The 13511-nt window shown below is 67.1% G+C and carries 12 protein-coding genes; 6 read left to right on the top strand and 6 right to left on the bottom strand.

Annotation, left to right across the window (positions count from 1 at the left end):
• Positions 1–957 (top strand): cation diffusion facilitator family transporter (locus AB4Y84_RS02835; protein ID WP_442249745.1); only part of this gene is annotated, 957 nt, incomplete at its 5' end.
• Between the two features lie 27 nt (positions 958–984).
• Here the strand turns inward: AB4Y84_RS02835 and nfi are convergent.
• Positions 985–1665, bottom strand: coding sequence for a deoxyribonuclease V (gene nfi, locus AB4Y84_RS02840; protein WP_025873770.1), 681 nt, complete (start codon positions 1663–1665; stop codon positions 985–987).
• A 94-nt stretch (positions 1666–1759) separates the two neighbouring features.
• Between nfi and gpmA the strand changes: the two genes are divergently transcribed.
• The 3 genes from gpmA (at position 1760) to AB4Y84_RS02855 (ending at position 5417) form a co-directional block, all read left to right on the top strand.
• The gene (gpmA, locus tag AB4Y84_RS02845; protein WP_025873769.1) at positions 1760–2509 is read left to right on the top strand and encodes a 2,3-diphosphoglycerate-dependent phosphoglycerate mutase; all 750 of its coding nucleotides are present in this window, start codon (positions 1760–1762) and stop codon (positions 2507–2509) included.
• A 157-nt stretch (positions 2510–2666) separates the two neighbouring features.
• Complete coding sequence (locus AB4Y84_RS02850; protein WP_394195808.1) at positions 2667–4757, top strand: M13 family metallopeptidase; 2091 nt, start codon at positions 2667–2669, stop codon at positions 4755–4757.
• 141 nt (positions 4758–4898) lie between these two features.
• Complete coding sequence (locus AB4Y84_RS02855; RefSeq protein ID WP_442243780.1) at positions 4899–5417, top strand: hypothetical protein; 519 nt, start codon at positions 4899–4901, stop codon at positions 5415–5417.
• 33 nt (positions 5418–5450) lie between these two features.
• Here the strand turns inward: AB4Y84_RS02855 and AB4Y84_RS02860 are convergent, their stop codons facing one another.
• From AB4Y84_RS02860 to AB4Y84_RS02880, 5 genes are all read right to left on the bottom strand, one after another.
• On the bottom strand, positions 5451–6056 hold the full coding sequence (locus tag AB4Y84_RS02860) for an HD-GYP domain-containing protein (RefSeq protein ID WP_394195804.1): 606 nt from the start codon (positions 6054–6056) through the stop codon (positions 5451–5453).
• Positions 6057–6239: 183 nt separating this feature from the next.
• A complete protein-coding gene (locus tag AB4Y84_RS02865; RefSeq protein ID WP_313248711.1) occupies positions 6240–6755 on the bottom strand; it encodes a hypothetical protein in 516 nt (171 codons plus the stop codon).
• 82 nt (positions 6756–6837) lie between these two features.
• On the bottom strand, positions 6838–10302 hold the full coding sequence (gene mfd / locus AB4Y84_RS02870) for a transcription-repair coupling factor (RefSeq protein WP_442249746.1): 3465 nt from the start codon (positions 10300–10302) through the stop codon (positions 6838–6840).
• Positions 10303–10452: 150 nt separating this feature from the next.
• A complete protein-coding gene (locus tag AB4Y84_RS02875) occupies positions 10453–10998 on the bottom strand; it encodes a GNAT family N-acetyltransferase (protein ID WP_025879325.1) in 546 nt (181 codons plus the stop codon).
• Positions 10999–11093: 95 nt separating this feature from the next.
• On the bottom strand, positions 11094–11951 hold the full coding sequence (locus AB4Y84_RS02880; RefSeq protein WP_442243779.1) for a 23S rRNA (adenine(2030)-N(6))-methyltransferase RlmJ: 858 nt from the start codon (positions 11949–11951) through the stop codon (positions 11094–11096).
• A gap of 35 nt (positions 11952–11986) precedes the next feature.
• On the opposite strand from AB4Y84_RS02880, the gene creB reads away from it, so the two are divergent.
• Both creB and creC read left to right on the top strand, forming a co-directional pair.
• Entirely contained in the window at positions 11987–12712 is a 726-nt protein-coding gene (gene creB, locus AB4Y84_RS02885; protein WP_442243778.1) for a two-component system response regulator CreB, read from the top strand.
• 3 nt (positions 12713–12715) lie between these two features.
• On the top strand, positions 12716–13511 hold a 796-nt coding region (gene creC, locus AB4Y84_RS02890; protein ID WP_442249747.1), incomplete at its 3' end, for a two-component system sensor histidine kinase CreC.

Raw genomic sequence — 13511 nt, forward strand, 5'->3', positions numbered from 1 at the left:
CACCTGCCATCCGAGATCCGCCACGAGAAACCCTTGTGGTGGGCGCTCGGCCTGACCTCCACCTTCCTTGTCGTGGAGGTGGTCGGTGCATTCTGGACCAACAGTCTGGCACTGCTGTCCGATGCCGCGCACATGGCTACCGACACCCTGGCGCTGATGATCGCGCTGGTGGCCGTGCGGCTGAGCCGGCGCCCGCCGGACGCGCGCCGCACCTACGGTTATGCACGTCTTGAAGCACTGGGCGCGATGATCAACGGTGCAATGCTGTTTGTGGTTGCGGGCTACATCCTGTGGGAAGCCATCGGTCGCTTCCGCCAACCGCAGGAGATCGCCTCCACCGGCATGCTGGTGATTGCCGCGGTCGGCCTGGTGATCAACATGATCTCCATGCGCCTGCTGCAGGCCGGTAGCGGCGAGAGCCTCAACGTGAAGGGCGCCTACCTGGAAGTGTGGGCCGACATGCTCGGCTCGGTGGCGGTGATCGCCGGCGCGCTGCTGATCCAATGGACCGGCTGGAAGCCGATCGACCCGATCCTGGCCGTGCTGATCGGTTTGTGGGTGCTGCCGCGCACGTATGTGCTGATGCGCGAGGCCATCAACGTGCTGCTGGAAGGCGTGCCCAAGGGCATGGACGTGGCCAGGGTCCGCGACCGCCTGTCCGACCACGACGCAGTGCTGGACGTGCATGACCTGCACGTGTGGGCGCTGGCGTCCAGCACGCCGGCACTGACCGCGCACATCGTGATGCGCGAAGGCGACGACGCCGACCGCCTTCGTCGCGAACTCGGTGATCGCCTGCACGACGATTTCGGCATCGAACACGTGACCCTGCAGATCGAAGCTGACCATTGCGGTGAAGCCTGTGGCCAGCCTTCAGCGGCCAAGGACGACGATCACGCCGGGCACGATCATGCAGCTGCCGATGCGCAGGGCCATCGCGGTCACGTGCATCGCTGAAGCGGGTGTGGCGGCCGGTGCCCGGCGCTACCTCTGTTCGTCGCGCCGCGAGGCCAGCCGATCCGCCAGCCGGGTCGGCTCGGGCAGGCGATAGCCGCGCAGCGTGCGCTGCACCCAGGCCAGCGCGGTATCGGCACTGACCCGATGCCCGCCGGCGACGAACAGCGGCTTGCAGCGCAGCTTGCTGCGCAGTACCCAGCCGAGCTGCTCGCCGCCGTCCAGCAACGGCGTGTGCGCGCCGGCCTCAGGGTCGGGCTCGATGAAGCGGCCCACCAGCTTCGATTTGGCCACGCCGATGCTCGGCAGGTCGGTCACCACGCCCAGGTGTGCGGCAATGCCCAGCCGGCGCGGATGGCTGATGCCATGGCCATCGACGAACACCAGGTCCGGTGCGCGCGGCAGCAACGCCAACGCAGCCAGCAGCGCCGGCAGTTCGCGGAAGCTGAGCAGGCCCGGGATATAGGGCATCACGGTGGGGATGCGGGCGATTTCCTGCGCCACCGGCTGCAGGGTGTCCGCGTCGAGCAACACGGCCGCAGCGCGGGTGATCGCGCCGTCTTCCTCGAAGCCGACATCCAGCCCGGCCAGCCAGCGCACGGTAGCGGGCAGCCGGTCCTGCCGTTGCACGCGGGTGGCCAGCTGCTTCTGCTGTTCGCGGGCGGCGCTGACGCTGCCTTCCCAGCGCCCGGGGTCGATCAGTGTATTCATCGGCCACAGGATGACATCCACACCGCCACGGCGCGGTGAGCGGGCGCCGGGGCTACAATGGCCGCCTGCCTTTCCTCGCGTTGGAGACCCTGCAGTGACCCGTAAACTCGTACTGTTGCGCCATGGCCAGAGCCAGTGGAACCTGGACAACCGCTTCACCGGCTGGGTCGATGTCGACCTGACCGAGCAGGGGCGCCGGGAAGCGGCTGCCGCCGGCCGCCTGATGCGCGAGGAAGGCCTGCAGTTCGACGTCGCCCACACCTCCGTGCTCAAGCGCGCCATCCACACCCTGCAGGGTGCGTTGGCCGAGCTGGAGCAGGACTGGCTGCCGGTGAACAAGTCCTGGCGCCTCAACGAGCGCCACTACGGTGGCCTGCAGGGCCTGGACAAGGCCGAGACCGCCGCCAAGCATGGCGAGGACCAGGTCAAGGTGTGGCGCCGTTCGTACGACATCCCGCCGCCGGCGATGGACCTGGAAGATCCGGGCCACCCGATCCACGACCGCCGCTATGCCGGGCTGGATCGCAACGCGCTGCCGGGCACCGAATCGCTGGCCACGACGCTCGACCGCGTGCTGCCGTACTGGCACGACGCCATCGCGCCGCAGTTGAAGGATGGCAAGACCGTGCTGGTCACCGCCCACGGCAACTCGCTGCGCGCGCTGTACAAGTACCTCAACAACGTCTCGCGCGAGGAAATCCTCGAGCTGAACATCCCGACCGGCATTCCGCTGCTGTTCGAGTTGAACGACGACCTCACCGTGAAGTCGTTCCGTTACCTGGGTGACCCGGAAGCGGCACGCAAGGCCGCCGAAGCCGTGGCCAACCAGGGCAAGGCGCGGTAGATACCCACCGTTGGTGGGTATTCCCCTGCTGGGTGTGTGCGGACCAACGGTCCGCACCTACCCGGTTGCGACCACGGGCGTTCCCCCTGTGACCTTTGGCCGGTCCCCACCATCGCCGCAGCGGCTACGCTGGACGATTCGCCGTTGGAGACACGCCATGAACGTCCGTAATCTGGTCCCGCTGGGCCTGACCATCGCCATCGCCGCTTCGCTCGCCGCCTGTGGCAAGAACGAGACCGCGCCCGCTGCCGACGCCGCCAAGCCGGCGTTCGACCAGTCGCAGATCAAGACCGCGCTGATCAGCCTCAACAGCGCCGATCTGGATCCGTCCATCGCCGCGTGTACCGACCTCAACGGCTTCGTCAACAGCAAGTGGCTCAAAGCCAACCCGGTGCCGGGCGACCAGACCACCTGGGGCAGCTTCGAGATCCTGCGCGAGCGCTCGCTGGAAGTGCAGCACGCGCTGGTGCAGCAGGCCGCGGCCAGCCAGGCCAAGGCCGGCTCGGTGGAAGCCAAGATCGGTGACATCTGGAAGACCGGCAACGACGAAGCGAAGATCGAGGCTGCCGGCCTGGCGCCGCTGCAGCCGACGCTGGACAAGATCACTGCGCTGAACGACACCGCCGCCATCACCCAGTACCTGCGCGACAGCCAGGCGCAGGGCCAGGGCGTGCTGTTCTCGCTGTTCGCCAATGCCGATTACAAGGATTCGGCCAACGTCATCGCCTACGTCGGCCAGGGCGGCCTGGGCCTGCCGGAGAAGGGCTACTACTTCGACGACGCGCAGGCCAAGATTCGCGACGCCTACGTGGCCTACATCGGGCAGGTGCTGACGCTGTCCGGCGTGGACGCGGCGCAGGCTGCCGAACAGGCCAAGGCGGTGATGGCGTTCGAGACCCGCCTGGCCAAGGCCTCGATGTCGCGTATCGAAATGCGTGACCCGGCCAAGCGCTACAACCCGCTCAGCGCCGCCGATGCGGACAAGCTGACCCCGAACTTCAGCTGGACCGCGCTGTTCGACACGCTGAAGGTGCCGGCTGCACAGAAGTTCTCGCTGGCCCAGCCGGGCTTCTTCAGCGAAATGGACAAGATGCTGGCCGACGTCCCGGCCGCAACCTGGCAGTCCTACCTGCGCTTCCACACCATCGACGATGCCTCGCCGTACCTGAGCAGCCAGTTCGAGAAGGCCAACTTCGAGTTCTACGGCAAGACCCTGCGCGGCCAGCAGGAAATGCAGCCGCGCTGGAAGCGTGTGCTGGAGTCGGTGAACGGCGGCATGGGCGAAGCCTTGGGCCAGCTGTACGTGGACGCGGTATTCCCGGCCGAATCCAAGGAGGCCATGCAGCATCTGGTGCAGAACCTGTCGGTGGCGCTGAAGGCGCGCCTGGAGCAGCTGCCGTGGATGGGCGAGGAAACCAAGAAGAAGGCGCTGGAAAAGTGGGCCAGCTTCACCCCGAAGATCGGTTACCCGGACAAGTGGCGTGAGTGGACGGGTCTGCAGACCAACGGTGACAGCTATCTGGGCAACATGCAGGCAGCGCGTGCGTTCAACTACCGATACATGCTGGACAAGATCGGCAAGCCGGTGGACAAGACCGAGTGGGGCATGACCCCGCAGACCGTCAACGCCTACTACAACGCCACCAAGAACGAGATCGTGTTCCCGGCGGCGATCCTGCAGGCACCGTTCTTCGATGCCAAGGCCGATCCGGCGCTGAACTACGGTGGCATCGGTGCGGTCATCGGCCACGAGATGATGCACGGCTACGACGACTCGGGCAGCCAGTTCGCCGCCAACGGCAACTTCGACAACTGGTGGACCGACAGCGACCGCAAGGCCTTCACCGAACGAACCGACCAGCTGGTCGCGCAGTTCGACGGCTATGAATCGGTGCCGGGCGTGTTCGTGAAGGGCAAGCTGACCCTGGGCGAGAACATCGGCGATCTGGGTGGCCTGACCGTGGCCTACGATGCCCTGCAGATGGCGCTGAAGGAGAACCCGAAGGCGAACGTCGAGGTGGACGGTCACAGCCAGGACCAGCGCTTCTTCATGAACTGGGCCACCGTGTGGCGTCGCAACTTCACCGACGGTGAGCTGCGCGTGCGCCTGAACACCGATCCGCACGCACCGGCGAACTTCCGTGCCAACGGTGCGCCGTCGAACATGCCGTCCTATGCGGCTGCGTTCCAGTGCAAGGCTGGCGATGCGATGGTGCGTGCCGACGACAAGCGCGTGGTGATCTGGTAATCGATCGCATGCGGCAGTAATGCAGGAGGCCCGGCGAATTCCGGGCCTTCCTGTTTCCGCCTGCCTACATCGCCATCGGCTGCAATGAATGCGTTAGGATGCGCGCGCTGCGCACGCCCTGCACGGGGCCCAGGGACGGTCATGAGCTTCAATTTATACGAATCCAGCAACACGTTACCTGCTGCAGCGGTCGCGCCGATGCCGACGTGCGGGCACCGCCGGCCCTTTTGGCTGGCGATGACCATTGGCGCGATCACGCCCTGGGTGGGCCTGGTGGTGGTGGTGGTCTTGTTCGCGCTGACACTTGGCAGGACCCCGTACTATCTCGTCCGGCTGGCTGCATCACTTCACGAAGTGATGGTGTCGATGGCATTCGCGGTAGTGCTCTGCGGGCCCTGGATCGGGCTGCTTCGCTGGCGCCGACGCCTGAGCTGGGTATCGGTCTGCGTTGGCGCTACGCTGATCGGCGGCATCATGCTGATGCTGCGGGCCGCCTGGCCGCCGGAAGATGGCTACCTGGAGATTCTGCTGATGGACCTTGGTTGGGGGCTCATCTTCTGCTTCCCGGTCGGCGGCTTCTTTGGATTGCTGAGCGGGATTGGCTTCAGTGCGGTTGCTGGGATTCCATTGAGGTCCCGCGCCCGCGCCAAAAGTACCTAGAGAGGCCCGCAGGCAGTCTCCGCGGTGTGCAACTCAGAGCAGCGCCGGCTCGTTCCTGAGCATGCCGTGGAAACGCTGCAGCACGTAGGGATCGATCAGGCCACCGGCCTGCTCATCGAGGATCCGCAGCACCGTCTCGTGCTCCATCGCCGCGCGGTAAGGGCGCACGCTGGTCATTGCATCGTAGGCATCGGCAATGGTGACGATGCGGGCGCCCAGCGGAATGGCCTCGCCGTGCAGGCCATCGGGATAGCCGCTGCCGTCGAACGCTTCATGGTGCGCGCGGATCAGGCGAGCGACCGGTGCCGCATCGCTGCGACCGGTGGCCAGGAAAATGTGCTCGCCGCGCACCGGGTGCTCGCGCATGATCGCGCGCTCTTCGTCGCTGTGCCGGCGCGGGCTCAGCAGTACCTCGTCGGGGATGCCGATCTTGCCGATGTCGTGGAAGCGCGCGGCCAGGCCGACCTGCGCACAGGCGTCCTCATCCAGGTCGCAGTGCAGGGCAAGGTGCTGCGCAAGAAGGCCCACGCGGTCACAGTGGTGGCGGGTATAGGCATCACGCATCTGCAGCGACATCGACAGGGCGTCGATCAGGCAGGCCTGCGCGTGCAGGAGGTCGGGAGGTCTGGGCTGGGGCATCGGAACTGGCGGCGCGACGAAGCTGCGCAGGAAACGGAAAGGCCCGCGAGAGCGGGCCGGGGCGGCGCATAGGGTACCCGCATCAGTGTCACGCGGGGGGCATCGACGGTCCCGCGTGGGGCTGTGCGTTCAGTCGCATGCAGCATTTGGCCCCGGCCGCATCGGCAACCGGGGCGGCGTGGCTCAGCCGGTGGTCTGCAGGTGGATGCGATGGGCTTTGGCGAAGGCGTCCTGCGCGTCGCTCAGGGTCTGCATGTCTTCGTCCATTCTGGTCACGGCCTCATCCAGGGTCTCCAGCAGCGGGGCGACCTGTTCTTCGCTATAGCCATCGGGCAGGGCAGCCAGCTGTTCCATCACCGCGAACATCTGTTCGGTGCTCTTCAGGGAATCGAGCAGGTTCTGGTGCAGTGCATCGGCGTCCTTGCCATGGGTGAACTGCTGGACGAAGACCAGCCGGTCGGCGATTTCCTTGTGCGCGTTCTTCAGGCCGAAGCGATGCTGCTGCATGCTCTTGCCGTCCTGCAGCGACGCATGGAAGGACTCGCCGTTCGGGCCGTTGGTCCATTGCTCGACCATGCTGACCGTGCCGTTCCAGCTGGCGACATTCTCGTGCAGGTAATCGCGGTTGCTCATGCCGCTGTGGCAGGCGGCCAGCAGGCCCAGGCTGGTGGCGAGCAGAAGGGGGGCGAAACGATTCACGGCAACACTCCTTGTCGCGGGCGCAGGAAACGGAAAGGGCGCCGGTCTGCCGCCCGCGGCGGACCGGAACCTTGGATATCGATCAACGCAGGGCCAGGGTCAGCAGCAGCGCGCGTGCGGCGTTGAAGCGGTCTTCGGGCAGTGGCAGCGGATGCTTGACGCGCAGCTTGTCCGGACCGTCCATGGCATAGAGGTTCGGTTGTTTCTGGATCAGCTGGATCACCGCCATCGGGTCGATGTTCGGCTTGGATTCGAACACGATGCGGCCACCGTTCTCGCCCAGGTCCAGCTTGCGGATGCCCAGCGTGCTGGCCTGCAGCTTCAGCTCGGCAATGGCGAACAGGTTCTTGGCCGCATCCGGCAGCAGGCCGAAGCGGTCGATCATCTCCACCTGCAGCTCGCGCAGCGCATCGCTGTCGCGCGCGCTGGAAATGCGCTTGTACAGCGTCAGGCGGGTGTGCACATCCGGCAGGTAGTCGTCCGGAATCAGCGCCGGCACGTGCAGCTCGACCTCGGCACCCCGCGCTTCTTCGCCGGCATCGATGTCGGGCAGATGGCCCTGCTTGATGCTGCGCACTGCGCGTTCCAGCAGCTCGGTGTACAGGCTGAAGCCCACTTCGGCCATCTGCCCGCTCTGGTCCTCGCCCAGCAGTTCGCCGGCGCCGCGGATCTCCAGATCGTGGGTGGCCAGGGTGAAGCCGGCACCCAGTTCGTCCATCGAGGCGATCGCTTCCAGGCGCTTTTCCGCATCCGGCGTGATCGAGCGACGGTCGGGCACGACCAGGTAGGCATAGGCGCGGTGGTGCGATCGACCGACGCGGCCACGCAGCTGGTGCAGCTGGGCCAGGCCGAAGCGGTCGGCACGGTTGATGATGATGGTGTTGGCGTTGGGGATGTCGATGCCCGATTCGATGATCGTGGTCGACAGCAGCACGTTGAAGCGCTGCTTCTGGAAGTCCAGCATCACCTTTTCCAGCTCGCGCTCGGGCATCTGCCCATGGGCGATGCCGATGCGCGCTTCGGGCACCAGCTCGGACAGCTCGCGCTGCATGCGGCCGATGCTCTCCACGTCGTTGTGCAGGAAATACAGCTGGCCACCGCGCGCCAGCTCGCGCTGGAACGCTTCGCGCAGCAGCGCGTTATCCCACTGGGTGATGAAGGTCTGCACCGCCAGCCGGTTCGGCGGCGGGGTGGCGATGATCGACAGGTCGCGCAGGCCGGCCATGGCCATGTTCAGCGTGCGCGGAATCGGCGTGGCGGTCAGGGTCAGCAGGTGCACGTTGGCGCGCAGTGCCTTCAGCGCCTCCTTCTGGCGCACGCCGAAGCGCTGCTCCTCGTCGACGACGACCATGCCCAGGTCCTTGAACTTCACGTCCGGCTGCAGCAGGCGATGGGTACCGACGATGACGTCGATGGTGCCGGCCGCGACCTTCTCCAGCTCGGCCTTGATCTCTTTGGTGCTCTTGAAGCGCGACAATACTTCGACCTTCATCGGATAGTCGGCGAAGCGGTCGCGGAAATTGCGGTAATGCTGTTCGGCCAGCAGCGTGGTCGGCACCAGCACCGCCACCTGCTTGCCGGCGCTGGCGGCAGCAAATGCGGCACGCACCGCGACTTCGGTCTTGCCGAAACCCACGTCGCCGCAGACTACGCGGTCCATCGGCTGGCTGCTGGCCAGGTCACGCAGGGTGGCGTCGATGGCGGCCAGCTGGTCCGGGGTTTCCTCGAACGGGAAACCAGCGGCGAACGGCTCGTACATCGCGCGGTCCACCTGCAGTGCCAGTCCGGCACGCGCCTGGCGGCGGGCCTGGATCTCCAGCAGCTCGGCGGCCACATCGCGCACCTTCTCGGCGGCCTTGCGCTTGGCCTTGCTCCACTGCTCGCCACCCAGTGAATGCAGTGGCGCGGTTTCGGCGGAGGCGCCGGAATAGCGGCTGATCAGGTGCAGCTGTGCGACCGGCACGTACAGGCGGTCGCCCTTGGCGTACTCGATTTCGAGGAACTCGCCGGGCATGCCGCCGACGTCCATCGCGATCAGTCCGCGGTAGCGGCCGACGCCATGGTCCTCGTGCACGATCGGCGCGCCTTCGGTCAGCTCGCCCAGATCGCGGATGATCGCTTCCGGCTCTCGTCCGGCGCGGCGCGTGCGACGGGTGCTGCCGGCGCGCTCGGGGAACAGCTGGCGCTCGGTCAGCACCGCGATGTGCGGCGCATCCAGGGCGAAGCCGTCTTCCAGCGGCGCCACGGCAATGGCGAAGCGCTCGTCGCTGGCCAGGAAGGACAGCAGGTCGGCCACCACCGGTGGCTTCAGCTCGGCGGCCTGCAGCACTTCCAGCAAGGCCTCGCGACGGCCGGGCGAATCGGCGGCGATCAGTACGCGGCCAGGGTAATGGCCGAGGAAGGATTTCAGCGCGTCACCCGCCGGTGCCTCGCGCGCGGCCACCGGCAGCGGCGGCAACGGCTGGTCGCCCAGCGCATGCGCCTCGGCGATGCGGGCGTGATCGGCAGCCCATACCTCGATGCGCGGTGCGTCGTTCAAACGCTCGCGCAGCAGGTCCGGCGACAGGTACAGCGCCGACGGTGGCAGCAGCGGTCGTTCCACATCATGGCGGCGTTGCTCGTAGCGCTCACCGGTCTGTGTCCAGAAGGTCTCTGCCGCTTCAGCGGCACCGACACAGACCACCGGCAGGCTGCCGGCAGGCAGGTAGTCGAACAGGGTGGCGGTGCGCTCGAAGAACAGCGGCAGGTAGTACTCGATGCCGGCCGGGGCCAGGCCCGATTTCAGGTCCTGGTACAGCGAACTGCGTCGGGTATCGACGTCGAAGCGCTCGCGCAGGGTCRCCAGCACCCGGGCGATGCTGGCGTCGTCCATCGGTACTTCGCGGCCGGGCAGCATGTGCACCGCCTCGACCTTGTCCAGCGAGCGCTGGCTTTCCGGATCGAACGCACGAATTGAATCGATGTCCTCGTCCAGCAGTTCCACCCGCAGCGGCTCGTCGGCGCCCATCGGGTAGACGTCAAGCAGGCCGCCACGCACGGCGAAATCACCCGGGTCCATCACCTGCGGCACGTTGCGGTAGCCGGCGCTTTCCAGGCGACGCTTCTCCGCTTCCAGGTCCAGGCGCTGGCCGACTTCAAGATTGAAGCTGCCGCCGATGACATAGCTGCGGGGAGCCAGCTGCTGCAGCAGGGTCTGCACCGGCACCACCACCAGGCCGCGCTTCAGCGTGGGCAGGCGGTGCAGGGCCGACAGACGCTGCGAAATGATGTCCGGGTGCGGGCTGAAGCGATCGTAGGGCAGCGTCTCCCAGTCCGGGAACGCCACCACCGGCAGGCTCGGGTCGCCTCCCAGAAGGGTATGCAGATCCGCTTCGATCTGGTTGGCACCGTGGTTGTCACGGGCCACCACCAGTATCGGGGCGTCATGCGTGCGCGCTGCCTGGGCCAGATACCAGGCCAGGGCAGTGGGCGAGGCGGGGGCGCGCCACCAGGCGCGAAGCTGGCCGGCACGTGGCAGCGGCGGGGCGGGGTATTGAGTACGCGACATGAACCGCGGATTTTAGCAGAAGCCCGATCGAAGCCCGCTGGGTAGTGCCGGCCGCTGGCCGGCAGCTCATGATGCTGCGGGGAATCGGTGGAGCCGGCCACAGTAGCCGGCACTACCGGAACGCGTGCCGGGCAGGGCCCGGCGCTGCCGTCAGTTGTCCAGTTCCAGCACCATCCGCACCAGGCCTTCGGCCCCGTTCGGATGGGGGACCGGCTTGAAGCCCAGCGAGGCGGCCAGCTGCTTCATCGGCTCGTTCTCGGCGGCGACATCGCCATACAGGCGGTCCAGGTACTTGCCGCGGCCCCATTTCACCAGCTTGCGCATCAGCTGGCGGCCCAGGCCCTGGCCGATCAGGAAGCGGCTGATCAGGATCGCGTACTCGGCTTCGCGGGTACCGGGGATGATCGAGGCACGGGCCACCGCGCCGACCACGGCCTCACCGGCCGGCAGCGACTCGGCGGCGACCAGGGTGATCTCGGTCTTCGGGTTGGGATGGGTCAGGCGCTGGGTGGTTTCCGGCGACAGCTCGGTCACCGACTGCAGGAAGCGGTCGCGGATTTCTTCCGGCCCGAACAGGCTGAAGGCGGCCTGCAGCGGCGCGCCATCTTCCGGGCGGATGGGGCGGATCAGCAGCTCGTGGCCGCTGGGAGCCTTGAAGATCTCATGCCAGGGCGGCATGCGGTTGCGAGTGGCCATACCGGGTGATTCCTTGGTGGTCCATCGATTGTGTCATCACCGGGGCTGCATTCCGTGAACGAAAGGCTCACGGTCGTACAGCCTCGTGAAGGCCCTTATTCGGCCGTCTTCAGCCAGTCCAGGCGGGTGCTGGCGCCAGGCTCGCCCAGATGCTGGCGCAGGGCCGGCAGGGCCGGGCCGACCACGCGGTCGAACTGCCAGGGAGCATTGAGCACCAGCATGCCGCTGCCGTTGAGGCGCAGCGGGGAGTCGTCCGGGCGGACCAGGAACTCGATGGTCATCGCCGACTTCACCGGCAGTGCGGTGGCCTTGCGCAGGAAATGCAGGATGGTGCGGCGCTGCTTGATCGGGAACCAGACCGCACAGGTGGCCTGCGGCCAGCGCGCCAGGGTCTCGGCCAGCGCGGCAAGGATCGCCTGGTACTCGGCATCCTGGGCTTCGTAGGGCGGGTCGATCAGGACCAGGCCGCGGCCGATCTTGGCACCGTTGGACTTGGGCGGCAGCAGCGAGCGCAGCAGCGCATAGCCGTCACCGGGGTGCACGCCGACGCGGCTGTCATGGGCGAACAGGGTCTTCAGCGACGCGGCTTCGTCCTCCTGCAGCTCGCACACCGCCATGCGGTCCTGCGGGCGCATGGCCTGCGCGCTGAGCAGCGGCGAGCCGGGGTAGGCGATCATCGCGCCGACCGGATTGTCGGCCTGCACCGCCTTGAGGTAGCGCTCGACCACCTCCGGCAGCTTGGGCTGGGCCATCAGCCGCATGACCCCGGATTCGGCTTCCAGGGTCTTGCGGCTTTCTTCGCTGGCCAGCAGGTAACGGCCGGCACCGCCGTGGGTGTCGAGCACGAAGAACGGGCTGTCCTTGCGCTTGAAGCTGTCGATCAGGGCCAGCTGCACGATGTGCTTGAGGACATCGGCGTGGTTGCCGGCGTGGAAGGCGTGGCGATAGTTCATGGGCGGCAGTGTACGGGGCAAGGGCCGCAGCGGCTATGCTGCGCGCCATGACAGCCCCTGTTACCCATGTCCTGGTGGTCGAAGACGAAGCGGCCATCGCCGAAACCGTGCTCTATGCGCTGCGCAGCGAAGGCTATGCCGCCAGCCATTGCCTGCTGGGCGGGCAGGCGCTGCAGCAGCTGCAGGCCGGCGATATCGACCTGGTGGTGCTGGATGTCGGCCTGCCGGACCTCAGTGGTTTCGAGGTCTGCCGCCGGCTGCGGGCCCTGCCGGGGCCGGTGGCGCAGGTGCCGGTGATCTTCCTGACCGCCCGCAACGACGAACTCGACCGCGTACTGGGCCTGGAGCTGGGGGCGGACGACTACATGGCCAAGCCGTTCTCGCCGCGCGAGCTGGTGGCGCGGGTGCGTGCCCGGCTGCGGCGTGCCACGCCCGTTCCGGCCGCCCCGGGCGCCGAGACCGGCTGGCAGGAACACGGTGCCTTCGCCATCGACCGCGAAGGCCGCCGCATCCGCTTCCAGGGAAACGCGCTGGATCTGACCCGTTATGAATATGCGTTGCTGGAAGCGCTGCTGCAGCGCCCCGGCGCGATCCTCAGCCGTGCCCAGTTGATGGACCGTGGCTGGGACAGCGCCGCCGACAGTGCCGACCGCACCGTCGACACCCACGTCAAGACGCTGCGCGCCAAGCTGCGTGCGGCCGGCGCCAGCGGTGAGCCGATCCGCACCCATCGCGGCCTCGGCTACGCCCTGGAGGTCTGACGCGTGCGTCTGGTCCTGAAACTGTTCCTGGGGTTCTTCCTGATCGTTGGCATCGCCGCGTTCTTCGTGATGCGCGTGTTCGTCAACGAAGTGAAGCCGGGCGTGCGCCAGGCGATGGAATCGACCCTGGTGGATGCGGCCAACGTGCTGGCGGAGATGGCCGCCGCCGACGTCAAGGCCGGCACCATCCGCAACGGCACTTTCACCCGCAACCTGGCCAAGGCCCGGCAGCGCGACCTGAAGGCGATGGTCTGGCGCTTCCCCAAGCGTGCGCTGGACTACCGGGTGACGATCACCGACGCCAAGGGCATCGTGATCTACGATTCGCTGGGCCGCGACGTGGGCCGCGACAATTCGCGCTGGAACGATGTCTATCGCACCCTGCGCGGCGAATACGGTGCGCGCTCCAGCCCGGAAACGCCGGGCGATGACAGCAATACGGTGATGCACGTGGCCGCGCCGGTGTACGACCCGGTCGATGGCAGCACCTTGATCGGCGTGCTCAGCCTGGCCCAGCCCAACCGCAGCATCGATCCGTTCATTGCCGCCAGCCAGCGCGCCATCATCGAGCGCGGTGCGTGGCTGATCGGCCTGTCGGCGCTGGTGGGCGTGCTGGTGACGATGTGGCTGACCAACGGCCTGGGCCAGCTCAGCCGCTATGCGCGCGCGGTCAGCGCCGGTGAACCGGTGCCGCCGCCGAAGCGGCGCAGCGACGAGATCGGCGATCTTGGCCAGGCGCTGGAGACCATGCGGCGCAAGCTGGAAGGCAAAGCGTACGTCGAGCAGTACGTGCAATCGC

This window comes from Stenotrophomonas sp. 2YAF22, from assembly GCF_052114665.1.
Taxonomy (GTDB): Bacteria; Pseudomonadota; Gammaproteobacteria; order Xanthomonadales; family Xanthomonadaceae; genus Stenotrophomonas; species Stenotrophomonas indicatrix.

Coding starts and splice junctions, on each gene's coding strand:
- creB (WP_442243778.1), top strand. CDS start 11,987: ATGCTGCGCGCCATGACAGCCCCTGTTACCCATGTCCTGGTGGTCGAA.
- AB4Y84_RS02860 (WP_394195804.1), bottom strand. CDS start 6,056: ATGCCCCAGCCCAGACCTCCCGACCTCCTGCACGCGCAGGCCTGCCTG.
- AB4Y84_RS02855 (WP_442243780.1), top strand. CDS start 4,899: ATGAGCTTCAATTTATACGAATCCAGCAACACGTTACCTGCTGCAGCG.
- nfi (WP_025873770.1), bottom strand. CDS start 1,665: ATGAATACACTGATCGACCCCGGGCGCTGGGAAGGCAGCGTCAGCGCC.
- AB4Y84_RS02880 (WP_442243779.1), bottom strand. CDS start 11,951: ATGAACTATCGCCACGCCTTCCACGCCGGCAACCACGCCGATGTCCTC.
- AB4Y84_RS02850 (WP_394195808.1), top strand. CDS start 2,667: ATGAACGTCCGTAATCTGGTCCCGCTGGGCCTGACCATCGCCATCGCC.
- AB4Y84_RS02875 (WP_025879325.1), bottom strand. CDS start 10,998: ATGGCCACTCGCAACCGCATGCCGCCCTGGCATGAGATCTTCAAGGCT.